Raw genomic sequence first — 17,278 nt, 5'->3', positions numbered from 1 at the left:
AGAAGCAAAAAAGACAGCTTTTGTAGCTGTCAAAAATAAATCAGTTAAGTTTCACTTGGATCCACTTCATCCCAGGATAATGTTGTCACACTTGTATAATCCCCAGTTTCAATTTCCTGTTCGGTAGCTTCTTCATTTAATTCTTCCGCATCGTTCATCCCTGGTGCAACGGTTGGTTTTAGTTCTTTCCTTTTTAACATCAAAACACCTCCTTTGCATAGGATTATTGTCTCCAACGAAATAGTAATAACACTTGCAAGATTTAATCATTTTATTATATGGTTCAAAAGTCATGAATTTAGTAATATAGTTATAAGGACATTGGTTTGATTTACCATGTTATATAGTATTGTCAAAGCAATCTAACTGGAAAATTTACAGTTGGAAGGAGGCAAAGGATTGATGCCTAATGTAAATAATTGTGAGCAAAAAGTAAACAAAAGGCAGATATGTGAAAATAACATTATCGCCCGTTTAAAATTAAATGGTGTTTATACTTTTGTTTCTTCCATGTCAGAATCTATTATAGGTTTTACTCCTAGTGAGATGATTGGAAAATCATGTTTCGAATTTATTATTGATCCAGATCGAATAGATATAAGAGAAAAGTTCACTCAGCTTAAACATGACATCGACACCGTTAAATATCGAATGATGCATAAGGATGGTCATTTGATTTGGGTAGAAACAACATTATCCATTGTGAGAGATAGAAATTATCAACCTGTAGAAATTCTCTCCATATCAAAAGATATTACCAGTGAGAAAAAGATGTTGGACTATATTGAGCACACAGAAAAATTATCATTAACTGGAGAGTTGGTAGCCGGAATTGCTCATGAAATAAAAAATTCATTAACATCTGTTAAGGGTTTTTTACAATTAATGAAGGCGGGAATTATACATAATAATCATTATTTTAATGTGATAAAAAATGAAATTAACCGGATAGAAATTATTTCTAAAGAATTAATGATCCTTGGTAAACCAATGAAGCGAAAGAATCAATTGCATCATTTACATGAATTAATAAATAGTAGCATCATTCTCTTAGAACCAGAAACAAATAGCCATAATATTGAAATACATACTTTTTACCCTAAAAAGCCCATTCAAATTAGCTGTAATGAAGCAAAAATTAAACAGTTATTTATAAACATAATAAAAAACGCGATAGAATCTATGAAAAATGGTGGGAAATTGATTGTTCGCATTGAGGAAAGAAAGAAACAGTATGTAAACATTTCTATCAGTGATGAAGGATGTGGAATATCTAAGGAAATGTTACATAAAATAGGTACACCATTTTTTACAACAAAGCAATCTGGGAATGGACTTGGACTTATGGTTTGTAAAAATATTATTGAAGAACACAATGGAAGCTTAACTGTCGAAAGTGTCTTAAATAAAGGTACCACCTTTATCATTCGCTTACCAATAGGGTAGAACATTTTAGGGATGTCTCATAAATAGCTAGCGTTCACTTCGAGACATCCCATTTTCACTAATTTGACAGCTCCACAATTGCCTCCAAGCCAATTTCTACATTTCCTTGGATTGCCCTAGAAATCATGCAGCTTTTTTCTGCACGTTCTGTTAGCTGTTTTACTGTATCAATCTGATCTGCTGTACAATTTCTTTCCAAGATCACTTTTGGACGGTGAATAATTTTTTTATATGTAATTACACCTTTATCAACCTCAACGATACCTTCTGATTCTTGTGTTAAGCTTTCAACAGGAATTCTTCGTCTTTCCATCATTGCTGCAAGTGTAATGATATAACATGTAGCCGCAGCCCCAAGTAGCATTTCATCTGGATTTGTACCAATTCCTGGGCCATCCATTTCTGTTGGGATTGATATTTTTGTTTTTAAATTACTTGTTTCTATAAACCCAACCTCATTTCTACCACCTGGCCAATCTGCTTTTAAAAGAAATCGGTGTTGTTCCATTTCGCATTCCTCCTCTTACATAATTATACATTACTATTAGAAAAATCGAAAAAATAATGCGAATGACTATTTTGTTTCGAAATATTTCAATATAATAAAAGTTGAAATAAAAAATAGGAGAGATACACATGAATACATATGGCAATTCCAAAGAAACAATGGAATTAATTCAGAAGTTAGTTCTAATACCTAGTCCCTCAGGAAATACGAAGCAAGTCATTGATTTTTGTGAGCAGTATTTAAAAGAAACCAATGTAAGTATGTATCGAAATCGTAAGGGTGGACTAATCGTTACAATTCCAGGTAAAAACAATGAGCAGCATCGCATGCTTACTGCTCATGTTGATACTTTAGGGGCAATGGTTAAAGAAGTAAAAGCAAATGGTCGACTAAAACTAACGATGATTGGTGGTTTTCGTTGGAACTCAGTAGAAGGGGAATATTGCAAAATTGAAACCTCCACGGGAAAAACATATACAGGAACCATTTTAATGCATCAACAATCTGTCCATGTATATAAAGATGCAGGCAAGGCGGAACGAAATGAAGATAATATTGAAGTTCGAATTGATGAAAAGGTATTTAACGAACAAGATGTACGGGCTTTAGGAATTGAAGAGGGTGATTTTGTTTCTTTCGATCCTCGTGTAGAAATTACCGACTCAGGATACATCAAATCACGGCATTTAGATGATAAGGCAAGTACGGCTATTTTATTAAAGCTTATCAAACATATTAAAGAAAATAATATTGAATTACCTTATACAACACATTTTCTTATCTCAAATAATGAGGAAATAGGTTATGGAGGAAATTCAAATATTACACCAGAAACAGTTGAATATTTGGCGGTTGATATGGGCGCATTAGGTGACGGTCAGGCATCAGATGAATATACTGTTTCTATCTGTGCGAAGGACTCAAGTGGTCCATATCATTATGGTTTACGCAAACATTTGGTCAATTTGGCGAAGGAAAACCAAATAGAATATAAAGTTGATATTTACCCTTTTTATGGATCTGATGCATCGGCTGCCATTCGTGCAGGATTTGATATTGTACATGGGCTGGTTGGTCCAGGAATAGAATCATCGCACGCATTTGAGCGTACACATGAAACATCTATTTTTAATACAGAGCGTTTATTATATGCATATATACAGTCACCAATGGTAGAGCAATAAGCAGCCTTACTATACATCCTTAGCTATCTAATATCATCATTTTAATCAAATAGAGCCTTAATTTACATCGATAAATTAGGGTTCTTTTTATCCTCTGCTATTTTCTCAAACAATGTTGCTATTTATGTAAAGTTATAAGATGGGAGGGATATTGATATGGACGTTGATCAATTCCAGAAAGTTCTTTCCAAATGTGAAAGAATAGTAGACGGTCAAAATTTAGAATGTATACAAGATATACTTGTTTTAAAAATACTTAATGACATTTTTGAAAATGAGAGACAAAACATTCGGGAGGATTTTTTACTTAGAGGGATTTGCAGTACAGAGGTGGATAATTTAATTGATGATCCAGCTTATTATCAATTTATGTATATCCCTAAATTAGTACGCTGGCAGCAAATAAAAACTACCCAACACAATGATTGGACATTTATTGCTCATGCTCTTCAGACTATTATAGATAATAATCCAATTAATATTCCCCCTCTTCCACACAGAGCACAAAATATTAACTCCTATCAGATGAAACAGTTAGTGGAATTAATAGATGTATGCAATTTTCAAATGTCTAAGGAAAAAACAGAAGCAATTTTTAAAGCCATAGAAAGTTGGCAGAAAATGAAGCGTTTAAAGGCAGGCTCATGGATGTTAATTAATTTCTATTATGCTTAATGATTTCAGAAAGTTATGGCTAATCTTTAAATTCTGTGTTAAAATACATCTAAACTATTTGGATAGAAAGGACTCGTTACTGTTTATGCCAATAACTACTTTGTAATGGATCAAAAAAATTGGATAGGACTCTCCGGAAAACTAATGTTTTTCACCTAGGGAGGAGTCTGTCTATTATTCCCATTACAAAGGAACGGAACGAATCTGTAGTATTATAAGCTAACAGAGGTTCTCTTTTTTAGGGAAGCTCTTTTTGTTTTTCAATATAACTTAATACTAATACATCCAAATAGATGTTACGTTCCTTTATCTATAGAGGTGAAGGAAAATGAATGTGCTGGATTTATCTTGGAATTTAGTTGAGCAATCAATGGAAAAAGTAATTACTCGCTATTGTAAAAATTGTGGTAAAACAGTTGAGTTTAAGGATTCTCTTATTAGACGTCATAATTCAAACGGCAAAAATATTTATCGATATGCTATTTTTAAATGTCCAAAGGACCATACATGGAATCAAAAGCTTAGTATTTATAAAGCTTACACTGAGCATGCGAAAGTAAGAGAAGAGTTAATAGCTATTGAAAATGATAATAAATATAGTTTACAAATTGAATCTTTAAGAGAGCAGGGATACACCCAAATACGTATTAAAATTAATCTGGCTTATGGAGCTGTACGTCTGGATAAATTGTTAGCTGAAAGTCTGGAAGGGTGGAGTCGAACAGAAATTGTCAAGAAGATCAAAAATAACGAGATTCAAGTAAATGACAAAGTCTGTAAACCAAGTCAAAAATTAATTAAAAGTGATTTTATTACAGTAATCATCACGTAGGGGGCCGTTATACATGAAAGCAAGGGAACTAGGGATTGAAGTAGGGAATCTTCCAACAGGTAGTAAAAATTGTATAACAGATGTAAAGGGAGTGAAGGTTGGGCATATAACATTAAATCAGGATATTCATGATGGGTGTATACGTACAGGAGTGACAGCTATTTTACCACATGAAGGGAATTTATTTTTAGAAAAGGTTCGAGCTGCTTGTTATGTGGCAAATGGTTTTGGAAAAACAACTGGCCTTGTTCAAGTGGAAGAATTAGGTTGTATAGAGTCACCTATTATGTTGACAAATACATTTAGTGTTGGCCCCGTTTTACAGGGAACACTTCAATATATGTTGGCTGAAAATCCTGCTATTGGTGACTCTACAAGTTCCATCAATATCATTGTCGGTGAATGTAATGATAGTTATTTAAATTCTGCACGACTTTTGGCTGTGAAACCAGAACATGCAATTCAAGCAATACAATGTGCAACAAATCAACAGGCTGAAGAAGGAGCAGTTGGTGCAGGTACTGGTACAATGTGCTTTGGTTACAAAGGGGGAATAGGAAGTTCCTCACGTTTGATCTCTGAAGGGGATTCTTTCTTTACTGTAGGAATACTTGTACAGAGTAATTTTGGAAGTAAGGATGAATTTCGTTATGCTAATTCGGTAGGGGACGACGATAAAGAACGTCCTGATGGCTCTATTATGATGATTTTAGGAACAGATGCTCCGGTTTCAGATCGCCAGTTAAAAAGGCTGGCAAAAAGATGTGTGGTCGGTTTGAGTAGAATAGGAAGTCATATCCACAACGGGAGTGGGGATGTTGTTATTGCTTTTTCTAATGCAGAAACTATCCAACATTACTCATCTAAAGCAGCAGCACAAGTCACTGTTTTACATGACGATCATCCAATCATGAATCTTCTTTTTCAAGCAGTAGCAGAAGCAACGGAGGAGGCTATCCTAAATTCCCTTTCACAAGCTGAGACGACAAGTGGGAGAAAAGGAAGAGTAGGAGAGAAAGCACCTATTCATAGGAAAAGCTAAAGAAGTTTTATTCTTTAGGCTCTTTTCTCAAACATTGCTATTTAACAACAGTTTTTAACCAATAACTATCGGCAAAAGACTGCTACACCTTTCATTTCACTGAGAAAAGAGCTGCAAACTCCATAAGAATCGCTGAATCCTTTATTGGTGTAAAAGCTGGCAGTTGGGCTTTTACAAAATTAACAAACTAAACAAAAACAGCCTTTCTTTATTTATCAATAATTAAATGAAATAAAGACTTTCGAAAAAGGGTGGAAACTTTTTACGGAAGTCTTTTTTTTATTGGCTCACGGAATTTGTTTTTTTCTTCCCCCTTTTTCCTTTATAATATAATTTGTGACTGGAGGATTGAAAATGAAAATTCGTAAAACTATACTTAGTGATGCTGAGTTAAACATATTTATATATGAAAATAAAAAAGACGAATACTTTGTGGTGGCTGTTCCTACCTTAGAATGGTCAACAAAATTTACATATGATGATTTTGGTGAAGAATTTTTAAATCAAATCATTCATTCACTTAGTTCCAAATTAGATGAACAAGAAGCCATCACACTTGGACATCGTATTAATCAGTGGACACGAGAAATGTAAAATATATAGATGCTAAGGTGAATCCAATGTGAAAATGAAAAAATGATTAAATTAAATGAGTAATGAATTTACAACAGAAAGGGATTTTACTACATGACTTCATTAAAAGATGAGGTTCTATCAAGAAGAACCTTTGCAATTATTTCTCACCCAGATGCCGGAAAAACAACTTTAACTGAGCAATTACTATTATTTGGAGGAGCCATTCGTGCAGCAGGGACGGTAAAAGGAAAAAAATCAGGTAAATTTGCAACGTCAGATTGGATGGAGATTGAAAAACAAAGAGGGATCTCTGTAACATCTTCTGTTATGCAATTTGAGTATGATGGAAAACGGGTTAATATCCTCGATACACCTGGGCACCAGGATTTCAGTGAAGACACATATCGTACCCTAATGGCGGTTGATAGTGCGGTGATGATCGTAGATGCAGCTAAAGGGATTGAGGAACAAACATTAAAGTTATTTAAAGTGTGTCGGATGAGGGGGATTCCTATTTTTACATTTATTAACAAACTTGATCGGCAAGGAAAAACCCCACTTGAGTTACTAGCTGAACTAGAGGAAGTACTTGGTATTGAATCGTATCCGATGAACTGGCCGATTGGAATGGGGAAAGAATTTCTAGGAATTTATGATCGTTATCATAAACGTATCGAACAATTTCGTGTAGAAGAACAAGAAAGATTTTTACCGTTGAATGAGGATGGAGAACTTGAAGGAGATTCACCAATCAAGCAATCATCTCTTTATGAACAGGCATTAGAGGAGATACTTCTTTTGGATGAAGCGGGAAATGAATTTTCGAATGAACGAATTGCCAATGGGACATTAACTCCTGTATTTTTTGGGAGTGCATTGACAAATTTTGGGGTTCAAACATTTCTTGAAACATATTTACAATTTGCACCGCCTCCACAGCCACGTACGTCTGATGTTGGTACAGTTGATCCAGCAGATGATAATTTCTCGGGGTTTGTGTTTAAAATCCAAGCAAATATGAACCCTGCACACCGAGATCGAATTGCTTTTGTTCGGATTTGTTCAGGTCAGTTTGATCGTGGTATGAATGTAACCCTTTCTAGAACGGGAAAATCAATGAAGTTATCGCAATCTACGCAATTCCTTGCTGATGATCGAAGCACAGTGAATACAGCGGTTAGTGGTGATATTATCGGTTTATATGATACTGGCACCTACCAAATTGGCGACACCATTACATCTGGAAAACAATTAATTAATTATGAAAAGCTACCACAATTCTCCCCGGAACTTTTTGTTAAAGTATCTGCTAAAAATGTAATGAAACAAAAGCATTTTCATAAGGGAATTCATCAGCTTGTTCAAGAGGGTGCGATTCAGTTATATAAAACATACCGTATGGAAGATTATATTTTAGGTGCAGTGGGACAATTACAATTTGAAGTATTTGTTCATCGGATGAAAAATGAATATAACTCTGATGTTATTATGGAGCCGATCGGATCGAAAATTCCACGTTGGATTAATGAGGATCAAGTGAATGAATCCTTATCTAGTTCACGAAGCTTATTAGTGAAAGATCGTTTTGATAAACCGTTATTTTTATTTGAAAATGATTTTGCCCTTAGATGGTTTCAAGATAAACATCCAGAGATCAAATTATATGATGCATTAGAAGGCTTTCAAGAAAACTAATAATTTTTGAGATTTTTCATACATCCATTTTCTCGGTCATGTGGATATATTCATAGTAGCTTGAATATCTGCATGGCTGGGAAGTTCATTAACTAGCGATGAATAAATTTTTATACTAGGAATAATTATGATACCGCTAAAAGTATGTAAAAAAACTGGCTGTTTTTTTAAAAATATCAAAAAAATGGAGAGTCATTCAATAAATTGCAACGTGAGATACAGTTTATTCTTAGTGTAAACAAATGAGAGCATAAATAGGCAAAGAAATTAGTATGTGGTCTAGAGATAATGACAAGTTTGGTGTGAACATTTTTGAAACGTTCTTATTCGAATGTTTTTTTATTTATGACTGGGCTTTTTATTTTGTTAACTTTGTCATCAAAGTTTAAGAGTAATATGAGTGTAGAGAATGAAAGAAGAGAGCCCGCGTATAGTAAAATGCAATAGAAAAATTCAAGGTCATTCCCTTTTAAATGATTTCACCTTGTTTCAAAATATTTATTTGACCAGTTTGAGTCCTATATTTGTTAAAATTAACAAATAACAACTTGTAATAAAAATAACGATTATTGAAATAAAATATAGTAAATGGTTTGTGGGCTCAAAAAAAACCTTCTTTTAAGAAGGCGATTATTTATCTTCCAAATAAATAGTAACTAAGAGCAGTACCACCAAAAAGTATAAGGACTGTTAATAATATTAAAAGCCATATAACAACATTTGAATTCGATTCTTTCATTTTACCCTCCAAAATTATTAAGTTATTAAACTGAATTGTTTAAGTTTTTTTCAGCATCTTCACTACTGGGGGATGAACTTTCTGTTAAATCATTAGCGGTTGATACTGAAATATTGTTCGTTTGATCCTTTTGAGATTGGAAATTTTGATTTTTATGATTGTCTTTTGTATCTGTATCCTCTAGTAACCCACTAGTTGCATTTTTAAATTCTCTTAAGGTCTTTCCTGCTGCTCTACCTATTTCAGGTAATTTTTTTGGCCCAAAAAGAATTAATGCAACTGCTCCAATGACTATTAGTCCCTCTGCATTAATCACATGAAACCCTCCTTAATATTTAATACTCATTCATTTTACATTAGTTTGACTATTTATTCTAATGATTTCATTTTCTACTATAACATAAGAATAGTAATTATTTTGATGATACAAAAATTTTCGCAGAATTGTCTAATTTTTATGAGAGGGGGAAGGAACTTTTGACTGTTGATGAGAAAGGACGTTGATTGCTTCAAAATAATAAAAAGTTAGAGAAACAATTATTTATTGTTGTAAACGATGTAACATCCCAAAAAGCAGGAGTTCCTGGTAAATGGGATCAGACTTCGTATAAGGCATCATTAGTTGACGGAGGTCAAAAATATATTATCCGTATTGAAGGTGTTTTAACTTCGCTTGGAGTGTCGTTTGAAAAAGTATTTACCATCGAGTTTAATTGTAATGAATATGGAAAAATATATTAAGGATAACCGGTTCTCGATTATTTAAATAATTATTAATTCTTAAGCATCCTAAGAGGTTCTTTTCCATATCATTTTAGCCAGGTGTCTTTTAATTTTTTCTTGATTTATTTTAAAAACATGATATATTATATTAAAATACTTTATTGCATAAAAGCTTAAAAGCGTTTAAGTGTAAAAGCTTATATAGTTTTCCTATATCGGACACTAGTAATTCTATTGGATGCAGCATGAAGAGACTGAATGGGGGCTGAGAATTCAGGCGGCAATAGAAATGAAATACACCGTATGTAAAAATAGGAATTTAAGAGTGAATGACTTTGGTCATTAACTAGGGTGGTACCGCGGAGAGTGTCTTCGTCCCTAATTTGGGATGGGGATGCTCTCCTTTTTGTATGAACTGAATTAAATCTTCATAGGAGGAAAATGTCGTGTTTAGTATTAAAAAAGTTTACACACCAACAATAATTGAAGCTATTATCCTTGTTATTTGTATTGTAGGATTAATTAGCGGTGGAATTATCAAATTTTCTGCAGCTCCTCATATTCCAATCTTGCTAACAATTTTTCTATTGATTCTATATGGGTTAATAAGGAAGGTTCCTTTTAAAAAACTTGAAGATGGGATGACCAATGGAGCAAAATCAGGTATCTCTGCTATCTTTATCTTTTTTTTGATTGGACTGTTAATTTCTGCGTGGATGATTAGTGGGACAATTCCCACTTTGGTTTATCTTGGATTTAAAATAGTTTCTGTTCACTTCTTTTATGCTATTGCTTTTATTACGACAGCGATTGTGGGAATCGCCATCGGTAGTTCGTTAACAACCTCTGCAACATTAGGGGTAGCATTTATTGGGGTTGCTTCTGCTATTGATGCATCATTAGCTATAACCGCTGGTGCTATCGTTTCAGGTGCTTTTTTTGGTGATAAAATGTCACCTTTATCTGATACAACAAGTATTGCGTCAATGATGATGAAGGTTGATTTGTTTGAACATATCAGGAATATGGCATGGACAACTGTCCCAGGGTTTATTATTAGTTTAATCGTATACGCAATCATATCACCGAATGCATCTTCTGCTAATTTACATCGCTTAATCAGCTATCAAGAAAGTTTGATGCAGACAAATTTAGTCCATTGGTATAGTTTGCTTCCGATACTTGTATTAGTTATATTTGCCATGAAAAAAATTTCTGCTTTCATTACTTTAGCATTTAATTCAATTTTTGCAGTTATACTTTCCTATTTTCATCATTTTACTTCCGGGAAAGAGTTATTCGGTATTCTTTTCAATGGATATGTATCTGAAACGGGCAATACAGCCATTGATAGTCTACTGACTAGGGGCGGAATAAATAGTATGATGTTTACGGTATCATTAATAATTTTAGCATTAAGTATGGGAGGTTTAACATTTGCGTTAGGAATAATACCAGTGTTACTCCAATCATTAGGAAAGATATTAAATAAAGTTAGATCTGTGATAATGGCAGCTGCTCTAACAGCTGTAGGAATTAATATTTTTATTGGTGAACAATATTTATCTATTATTTTAACAGGCGAATCTTTTCAACAATCATTTCAAAAGGTTGGCTTAGCAAATAAAAATCTTTCACGAGTTTTAGAAGATGCCGGAACCGTAGTCAATCCATTAGTTCCATGGAGTGTTTGTGGAGTATTTCTAACAAATGTACTAGGTGTTTCAACATTAGAATATTTTCCATTTGCCTTTTTCTGTCTGTTATCTCCACTGCTAACGATTCTTTTTGGATTTACTGGTAAGACATTAACAATGATTGATAAAAATTAATGATATAAGGTTGAATGTATTTTTCTTCTCTGTTTATAGGAATATTAATTTCGAATTTGGAAATTATATGGATATGAATAGGAGGAAAAAATGATGGAGAATAATGATAGAGAGACATTGGATTTTTCAAGCTTATGGATTGATTTTTTGAATGATAGTATTCCTAGTGGGAAATTACTCCAAGCTTCGTATGAAAGATTTCTTCAACGACCGGAACCAGATGAAGCTGAAACTACGAGATTTTCATAAGGAACAAATGAAAAAGGTTGAACCATTAGAAGCCATTTTGTGGAGTATTGCACTACCAGGATTTTCACAATTATTATCGGGCTCCATTATTAAAGGACTATTTTTCGTCAGTCTTGAATTTATAATTAATGTAAACAGTCATTTTAATAAGGGAATTATGTTGAGCTTTTTAGGAAAAACAGCTGAAGCCGCTAATGTAATTGATTATCAATGGCTAATGTTTTACCCGTGTCTATATATGTTTGCTATGTGGGATGCCTTTAAAATGGCTCAGGATAAAGAGAAACGCTATCAGTATATTCCTTTTGCCTTTGGAGCTTATTTTGTTACAATTGGATTAATGTATTCACCTTTTGTGTATGTCAATGGTATTTTTATCGGACCTGTCTTTTTACCGATGATCTTCTTAATACCCGGTTTAGGAATTGGTTTCATTATTCAATATATAATAATAAAGTTCAAAAAGTTAAAAAATTAGTAGTTGAAATTTAATATATTCTCCACTATACTTTTATTATAAACGAATATCTTTTGACGAATTGTCAAAGGGGAGTAGCGTTAGATGTGTTATACATCTAAAACAAAGTCGTCATTCCATGGATGAATTCCATCGGCTTTGTTGGCATAATCTATGTCTAGCAAGACCTTTGCCTATAATAGGCAGGGGTCTTTTTTGTCTGTATAGGTGATTTTCGTTCAGAAGAAACAGAGGAGGAGAATTCTTATATGGACATTTCAATAGTACTTGAGTATGGTTGGGTCTTATTGATTTTAGTTGGTTTAGAAGGAATATTGGCTGCAGATAATGCAGTTGTTATGGCAGTGATGGTGAAGCATTTACCTGAAGAAAAACAGAAGAAAGCTTTATTCTATGGATTAGTAGGAGCATTTGTATTTAGATTTGGCGCTCTATTTCTTATTTCCTTTTTAGTTAATGTATGGCAAATTCAGGCTATTGGTGCTGCCTATCTACTTTATATTTCAGTACATCATTTATTGAAACAGTCAAAACACAAATTTAAAAAAGGGGATAAGGTAAAGGATAACAAAGGATCTTCCTTTTGGATGACTGTTTTAAAAGTGGAGATGGCAGATATTGCGTTTGCAGTTGATTCCATGTTAGCAGCCGTTGCCCTAGCAGTTACTTTGAAACCTACTGGTTGGTTTAAAATGGGCGGGATTGATGGCGGCCAATTTTTAGTGATGCTTTTTGGAGGGATCATAGGATTAGTCATTATTCGATTTGCGGCAAAATGGTTTGTCAATTTATTAAAAAAATATCCTAGCCTCGAAACATCTGCATTTCTCATTGTCGGCTGGGTAGGGGTAAAATTAGTTGTTTTTACACTTGCCCATCCAAGTATTCATGTTATCGAAGAGCATTTTCCTGAATCATTTTTATGGAAGGTAATTTTCTGGGGTGTACTTCTTTCTATTGCTATAAGCGGCTATTTAGTATCACGAAAAAAAGCAAATAAATTACGGAGAATCGCTTAAAAAATTACAGATACCCTCAAAAATTTGCTTATCCCCACCGAAATTATATATGATGAAATAATTTTGTAATTAGATAGAAAACTAAAGATGCCCCTTGTCCATGCTATAATATGTTGCAGGATGAGGTGAGTTGATGCGTGGCTTTTTAGTGAAAGAAAAGAAAAAGACATTGGAGGAAATGGCTTTTTCGATCCAAAATGGGGATGAAGATTTGTTAAACCAACTTCTTCAAGATTATCAACCATTTATAAAAAAGACAGTTTCCTCCGTATGTAAACATTATATAAGTAATAGTGACGATGAATTTAGCATTGGCCTAATCGCATTCCACGATGCCATTCTTAAATTTGATACATCTAAAGGCTCTTCGTTATTAGCCTTTGCAGAAGTGATTATAAAAAGAAGAGTCATTGATTATTTAAGAAGCACAAATAAGTATAAAGATTTAAGGTTAGATCGCAACTCAGATGAGGATTCCTCATCTTCTGCATATGAGGACACTCTTTCAATTGAAGAGTATAATCGTTCACTGGATAATGAAAAACGTAAAGAAGAGATTTTACGACTTGAAATAGTGTTACAATCCTACGGGTTGAATTTTCGCGATTTAGTCACTCATTCTCCAAAACATGAGGATGCAAGAGAAAGTGCAATTTCTGTTGCAAAAACCTTAGTTGAAGATGAAAAGCTTTTTGCTTATTTAAAAGAAAAAAAACGTCTACCAATAAAATTATTAGAGAAAAAAGTGAAGGTTAGTCGTAAAACTCTGGAACGCAATCGAAAGTATATAATTGCCATAGTCTTAATCATGTCTTCTGATTTTGTTTATTTAAAGGAGTATTTAAAAGGACGGTTAACGTAATGAAAAAAGGAGTCGTATTAGAAATAAAACGTCAGTATTTAGTCATGCTGACCCCTGAAGGTGAGTTTGTAAAGGGAAAGAATAATGGAACTCCTTTGGAAGTTGGGGAAGAAATCTTTTTTTATCCATATGAGGAATCTAAAGCAAATCGTAAAAAATTCACGTTATGGTCCTTATCATCTAGTGTTGCTGCTATCCTTTTTATATGCTTTTTAATTATAAATCCTTTGAAAAAGGATCAAGCTTTTGCTTATGTAACCATGGATATGGATTCAAGTATAGAATTTGTTTTAGATGAAAATTTACATATTATAGGTACCCATGCCTATAATTCAGCTGGTGAGAAATTATTATCAACTATTCAAATTGAGAAGAATCAATTATTTACTCCTGTTGCTACTAAGTTAATTAATCAATATGATTCACTAAACTCAGAAAAGAACATCGTTATTGCTTCAATTTCAAAAGACGAAAAAAATCAGCAGCAAATTGAAAAGGAAGTACAAAAGATCCAACATGATGTTCAAAAGAAAGAAGCTAATATCAAGGTAATTAAAGGATCAATGAAGGAAAGAGCTTCTGCACAAAAAAAAGGGATATCAGCGGGAAAATTTATTTCTGAAGAAAATAAAGGTAAAAAAGAAGTAAAACAAGATCGTTCAGCTGATTCAAATCATAAAACAAGTATATCCAATATTAAAATCGAAAAACAAAGCGAACCATTCGATCAAAAGGATATGAGGATAAAACCAGTCCAACGAATGAGGAAAGATGACGAGAAGAAGTGGAAGCAAGAGCGTATTGAAAAAGAGATAAAAAAAGAAACACAGAAAGAAACGAATACAAAAGTACATATACATAATGAGAATAGAAATGTACAAAATTGGTCGCATATAAAAGAGCGAGATAGGAAAGTTGTGCCTTCTACACCAAAGCAATTCAATAAACATGAAAATCCTTCACCTAATGTCAAAAATGTAGCCCCTAATTCTAAAAATAATAATGGAATAAATTCTAAACGGAATCAAAATGCTAATAGGTGGGGGAACGGTAAACATAATGGTTGGGACAACAGCAATAGAGGAAACAACCATAAAGAAAACCATAAAGAAAACCATAAAGAAAACCATAAAGAAAATCATAAAGAAAACCATAAAGAGCCCTGATGAACTGCACCGAAAATTTTAGAGATTCTAGAATTTGGAGGTGCTTTTTTTTTTTGGCGTAATTTTATCATCGAGAAAAAATTAAAGGTAGTACAGGTTGTTCAACTCTTACAAATGACCTGGGAGTTCATAAGAGTATGTTCAATAATGGGTAAGAAAATTTGAGTATTATGGATAAAAAGCTTTTTCAAAGGGCTTTACAAAAGCATTACTATAATCATAAACAAATTAAGGAAGTATTAAAGGCATGAGTCCAATTCAAAACCAAACTCATGCCCTAGTAGCCTAATGAAATAAAGTATCCAATTTTATGGAGTGGAGGACTCCCTTTTTAGAAAAACTCAGTATAAGGTTGTATGCTCTGTCTAATGCTTAGCAACAAGCAAGTCCTTATTGATTTTGATTTCCAGATAGTTGGCTCTGAGCTTGTTTTACTAATCTTTTAGTAATTTCTCCTCCTACAGAACCATTTGCACGTGAAACTGTATCTGAACCAAGATTTACTCCGAATTCTTGTGCTATTTCATATTTCACTTGATCTAAATATTGTTCTACTCCTGGTACTAATAGTTTATTACTACTTCTTGCCATTGTTAAATACCCCTTTCATATGTTGTAAATAGCTGTATTTGTATTATGGTTGAAATCCTTGAAATTCATGAATGGTAAATTGGTTCATTTATAATTCTTTTTGGAAACGACTTTAATTATTGAGGGTAATTCTATATATTAGAGGGAGAAGATAATATGAATAGTTTTTTTGATATAAGCTTGAAAGGATTTTTCTATGAAAAGTTATTTAAAAACAAAAATAAAAAAATTAACACCGTTTCAATTAATCGTATATTATTACTTTTTAACGGTATCTGTTTCAACTTTTTTTCTTAGTCTACCATTAGCGCTTAAGCCAGGTGTGCGTATTCCTTTGATTGATACTATATTTGTTGCCGCAAGTGCAGTTAGTGTCACTGGATTATCAACGATAAATATTTCAGAAACCTTTAGTACTAGTGGGATTGTTATTTTGATGCTAATTCTTCAAGTAGGTGGAATTGGCATTATGTCGATCACTACATTTTTTTGGCTTCTTTTAGGTAAGAAAATTGGTTTAAAGCAAAGGAAGCTAATTATGACTGATCAAAATCAGATGAATTTAGCTGGTTTGGTAAAAATGCTAAAAATGATATTATTATTAATCATCTTGATTGAATTATGTGGAGCATTAATTTTAGGTACATACTTTTTACGTTATTATCCTAATTGGCAAGAGGCCTATCTCCATGGATTATTTTCGTCCATTAGTGCGACAACGAATGCAGGATTTGATTTGACAGGACAATCACTAATCCCATTTGCCCAGGATTACTTTGTACAGTTTATTAATATGATTCTGATCACTTTAGGAGCGATCGGTTTTCCTGTATTAATGGAATTAAAAGAATTTTTGTTTCGAAAGAAAACTGCAGTGAAATTTCATTTTTCTTTATTTACAAAAATTACAACATCTACCTATGCGATACTATTAGTGTTTGGAACCATTGCGATATTTTTAATTGAAAAGGATCTATTCCTAAAAGGGAAAGAATGGTATGATGCGTTTTTTTACACAACTTTCCAATCTAACACAACAAGAAGTGCAGGGCTAGTGACGGTGGATATAAATGAATTTTCTACGCCAACACTCCTTATAATGGCTGGATTAATGTTCATAGGTGCTTCACCTAGTTCAGTAGGTGGTGGAATACGAACAACAACCTTTGCGATTATCGTCTTATTTTTTATCCACTTTGCTAAAGGAAATAGAAATATTAAAATTTTTAAAAGAGAAATTCATGAAATGGATGTTCTTAAAGCATTAGCTGTTTTCGTTATCGCTTCATTTATTTGTGTAGTATCTGTAATTTTGCTCTCTATTTCTGAAGACCAAAGTTTACTTTCTTTAATATTCGAGGTATGCTCAGCTTTCGGTACAACAGGAGCATCATTGGGCATTACGCCAGATTTGACTATTTTTGGTAAATGCTTATTAATTGTCCTGATGTTTATTGGTCGAGTAGGACTTGTTTCCCTTATGTACTTAATGGGAGGAAGAGATCAATCCAATAATTATCATTATCCAAAGGAAAGACTAATTATTGGTTAAAGGGTGCAAAGTTTAGTTATATTAGGTACTCAAGTATATGGAGGAAAGAGTTTTGTTTATTATCGTTCCTTTTGGTAAAACTAAAATCGAAGTCATTCTAATACAAAAA

General features: G+C 33.1%; 19 protein-coding genes and 1 riboswitch. Of the genes, 15 read left to right on the top strand and 4 right to left on the bottom strand.

Going from position 1 to position 17,278, the window contains the following annotated elements; genetic code table 11:
- Window positions 1-44: 44 nt before the first annotated feature.
- Entirely contained in the window at window positions 45-200 is a 156-nt protein-coding gene (locus NST63_RS17275; RefSeq protein WP_341043089.1) for a hypothetical protein, read from the bottom strand.
- Window positions 201-402: 202 nt separating this feature from the next.
- Here NST63_RS17275 and NST63_RS17270 point away from each other — a divergent pair, with 202 nt between their 5' ends.
- Window positions 403-1,446, top strand: coding sequence for an ATP-binding protein (locus NST63_RS17270; protein WP_212942319.1), 1,044 nt, complete (start codon window positions 403-405; stop codon window positions 1,444-1,446).
- A gap of 58 nt (window positions 1,447-1,504) precedes the next feature.
- On the opposite strand, the gene NST63_RS17265 is transcribed toward NST63_RS17270, so the two are convergent.
- Window positions 1,505-1,954, bottom strand: coding sequence for an OsmC family protein (locus NST63_RS17265; RefSeq protein WP_341043086.1), 450 nt, complete (start codon window positions 1,952-1,954; stop codon window positions 1,505-1,507).
- Between the two features lie 128 nt (window positions 1,955-2,082).
- Between NST63_RS17265 and NST63_RS17260 the strand changes: the two genes are divergently transcribed.
- From NST63_RS17260 to NST63_RS17235, 6 genes are all read left to right on the top strand, one after another.
- Complete coding sequence (locus NST63_RS17260; protein ID WP_341043084.1) at window positions 2,083-3,138, top strand: M42 family metallopeptidase; 1,056 nt, start codon at window positions 2,083-2,085, stop codon at window positions 3,136-3,138.
- Between the two features lie 156 nt (window positions 3,139-3,294).
- The gene (locus NST63_RS17255; RefSeq protein WP_341043083.1) at window positions 3,295-3,813 is read left to right on the top strand and encodes a hypothetical protein; all 519 of its coding nucleotides are present in this window, start codon (window positions 3,295-3,297) and stop codon (window positions 3,811-3,813) included.
- A 328-nt stretch (window positions 3,814-4,141) separates the two neighbouring features.
- Window positions 4,142-4,645: a S4 domain-containing protein gene (locus tag NST63_RS17250; protein ID WP_341043082.1), complete on the top strand. Its 504-nt coding sequence runs from the start codon at window positions 4,142-4,144 to the stop codon at window positions 4,643-4,645.
- A gap of 13 nt (window positions 4,646-4,658) precedes the next feature.
- Entirely contained in the window at window positions 4,659-5,687 is a 1,029-nt protein-coding gene (locus NST63_RS17245; RefSeq protein WP_212942307.1) for a DmpA family aminopeptidase, read from the top strand.
- Window positions 5,688-6,041: 354 nt separating this feature from the next.
- Entirely contained in the window at window positions 6,042-6,281 is a 240-nt protein-coding gene (locus NST63_RS17240) for a YueH family protein (protein WP_341043080.1), read from the top strand.
- Between the two features lie 93 nt (window positions 6,282-6,374).
- Window positions 6,375-7,958, top strand: a complete 1,584-nt coding sequence (locus tag NST63_RS17235; protein WP_341043078.1) for a peptide chain release factor 3 — start codon at window positions 6,375-6,377, stop codon at window positions 7,956-7,958.
- Window positions 7,959-8,722: 764 nt separating this feature from the next.
- On the opposite strand, the gene NST63_RS27795 is transcribed toward NST63_RS17235, so the two are convergent.
- Window positions 8,723-9,013 carry a twin-arginine translocase TatA/TatE family subunit gene (locus NST63_RS27795; protein WP_212942207.1) on the bottom strand — a complete coding sequence of 97 codons (291 nt, stop codon included), beginning with the start codon at window positions 9,011-9,013 and terminating at the stop codon, window positions 8,723-8,725.
- Window positions 9,014-9,201: 188 nt separating this feature from the next.
- On the opposite strand from NST63_RS27795, the gene NST63_RS17225 reads away from it, so the two are divergent.
- The 7 genes from NST63_RS17225 to NST63_RS17195 all read left to right on the top strand — a co-directional run bounded on the left by NST63_RS17225 (window position 9,202) and on the right by NST63_RS17195 (window position 15,026).
- On the top strand, window positions 9,202-9,438 hold the full coding sequence (locus NST63_RS17225; RefSeq protein ID WP_341043076.1) for a hypothetical protein: 237 nt from the start codon (window positions 9,202-9,204) through the stop codon (window positions 9,436-9,438).
- Window positions 9,439-9,866: 428 nt separating this feature from the next.
- A complete protein-coding gene (gene nhaC, locus NST63_RS17220; RefSeq protein WP_341043074.1) occupies window positions 9,867-11,252 on the top strand; it encodes a Na+/H+ antiporter NhaC in 1,386 nt (461 codons plus the stop codon).
- A gap of 93 nt (window positions 11,253-11,345) precedes the next feature.
- Window positions 11,346-11,501, top strand: coding sequence for a hypothetical protein (locus NST63_RS17215; RefSeq protein ID WP_212942196.1), 156 nt, complete (start codon window positions 11,346-11,348; stop codon window positions 11,499-11,501).
- Window positions 11,502-11,508: 7 nt separating this feature from the next.
- A complete protein-coding gene (locus tag NST63_RS17210; RefSeq protein ID WP_341043073.1) occupies window positions 11,509-11,979 on the top strand; it encodes a hypothetical protein in 471 nt (156 codons plus the stop codon).
- 57 nt (window positions 11,980-12,036) lie between these two features.
- Window positions 12,037-12,199, top strand: a riboswitch (yybP-ykoY riboswitch).
- A gap of 28 nt (window positions 12,200-12,227) precedes the next feature.
- Window positions 12,228-12,998 (top strand): TerC family protein, encoded by a 771-nt coding sequence (locus NST63_RS17205; protein ID WP_212942190.1) that lies wholly within the window; start codon window positions 12,228-12,230, stop codon window positions 12,996-12,998.
- Between the two features lie 133 nt (window positions 12,999-13,131).
- A complete protein-coding gene (sigI, locus tag NST63_RS17200; RefSeq protein WP_341043068.1) occupies window positions 13,132-13,860 on the top strand; it encodes an RNA polymerase sigma factor SigI in 729 nt (242 codons plus the stop codon).
- The gene (locus NST63_RS17195) at window positions 13,860-15,026 is read left to right on the top strand and encodes an anti-sigma factor domain-containing protein (RefSeq protein ID WP_341043067.1); all 1,167 of its coding nucleotides are present in this window, start codon (window positions 13,860-13,862) and stop codon (window positions 15,024-15,026) included. The genes sigI and NST63_RS17195 overlap by 1 nt, the downstream gene beginning before the upstream one ends.
- Before the next feature lie 390 nt (window positions 15,027-15,416).
- Here the strand turns inward: NST63_RS17195 and NST63_RS17190 are convergent, their stop codons facing one another.
- Window positions 15,417-15,617, bottom strand: coding sequence for an alpha/beta-type small acid-soluble spore protein (locus tag NST63_RS17190; RefSeq protein WP_058002432.1), 201 nt, complete (start codon window positions 15,615-15,617; stop codon window positions 15,417-15,419).
- A 196-nt stretch (window positions 15,618-15,813) separates the two neighbouring features.
- Between NST63_RS17190 and NST63_RS17185 the strand changes: the two genes are divergently transcribed.
- Window positions 15,814-17,169, top strand: coding sequence for a TrkH family potassium uptake protein (locus NST63_RS17185; protein ID WP_341043064.1), 1,356 nt, complete (start codon window positions 15,814-15,816; stop codon window positions 17,167-17,169).
- Window positions 17,170-17,278 lie beyond the last annotated feature (109 nt).

The sequence above is a fragment of the Heyndrickxia sp. FSL W8-0496 genome (assembly GCF_038007825.1).
Classification (GTDB): Bacteria; Bacillota; Bacilli; order Bacillales; family Bacillaceae_C; genus Heyndrickxia; species Heyndrickxia oleronia.
Note: the sequence above shows the minus strand (reverse complement) of the source record. Positions and strands in the feature narration are given on the sequence as shown.